This window comes from Streptomyces sp. NPDC016640 (assembly GCF_043076215.1).
GTDB lineage: Bacteria > Actinomycetota > Actinomycetes > Streptomycetales > Streptomycetaceae > Streptomyces.
The window spans coordinates 1-1,141 of record NZ_JBIBRG010000056.1 but is presented as its reverse complement, the minus strand read 5'-3'; the positions used below and the strand labels follow the sequence as shown (position 1 = coordinate 1,141).

1 protein-coding gene is annotated in these 1,141 nt (G+C 70.0%); it reads left to right on the top strand.

Features of this window, described 5'->3' with window-relative positions:
* Positions 1-13 precede the first annotated feature (13 nt).
* A partial coding sequence (locus tag ACF07S_RS33500; protein ID WP_391975931.1) for a beta-ketoacyl reductase occupies positions 14-1,141 on the top strand: 1,128 nt, incomplete at its 3' end.

The following is a 1,141-nucleotide window of genomic DNA, read 5'->3' as shown; positions in this document are numbered from 1 at the left end:
GGGGCGTTGGCTGGTGATCGGTCAGGACGGGGACTCCCTCGTACCCGACCTCACCACCGCACTGCGCACCGCCGGCGCCGACACCCACACCCTCACCCTCGACCCCGCCACCACCGACAAACACACACTCGCCACCCAACTCACCCACATCGCCACCGCCCACCCCGACGGCCTCAGCGGCATCCTCCTGGCCCCCACCCCCGTCACACCCCACCCCCACCAACCCGCCCTCGACCCCGCCACCACCCTCACCCTCACCACCATCCAAGCCCTCACCACCACCCCCCTCACCACCCGCCTGTGGATCACCACCCGCCAAGCCACCACCATCCACCCCACCGACACCCCCAACCCCTACACCGCCCGCCTCTGGGGACTCGGCCAGACCGCCGCCCTCGAACACCCCCGACACTGGGGCGGCCTCATCGACCTCCCCCCACACCCCACACCCCACCACCTCCACCACCTCACCACCCACCTCACCACCACCCAGAACACCAACACCCCACAACCCCACGAAGACCAGATCGCCATCCGCACCCACACCACCTACGCCCGCCGCCTCACCCCCACCACCCCCACCACCACACCCACCCCCTGGACCCCACCCCCCGGCACCATCCTCATCACCGGCGGCACCGGCGCCCTCGGCACCCACCTCGCCACCTGGCTCGCCCGCAAAGGCGCCAAACACCTCATCCTCACCAGCCGCCAAGGACCCCACGCCCCCGGCGCCACCCAACTCCAACACCACCTCACCCAACTCGGCACCCACACCACCATCACCCCCTGCGACCTCACCGACCCCCAACAAGTCCACGACCTCATCCACCACATCAACACCCACCACCCACCCCTCCAAGCCCTCTTCCACACCGCCGGAACCCCACAGACCACCCCCCTCACCCACCTCACCCCCACCCAGGCCACCCACATCCTCAACGCCAAAACCACCGGCGCCCAACTCCTCCACCACCACACCGCCCACACCCCCCTCCACACCGTCGTCCACTTCTCCTCCGCCGCCGCCACCTGGGGCAGCAGCGGACAATCCCTCTACGCCGCCGCCAACGCCCACCTCGACGCCCTCGCCCAGCAAAACCACACCCAAGGACAACCCACCACCTCCATCGCCTGGGGG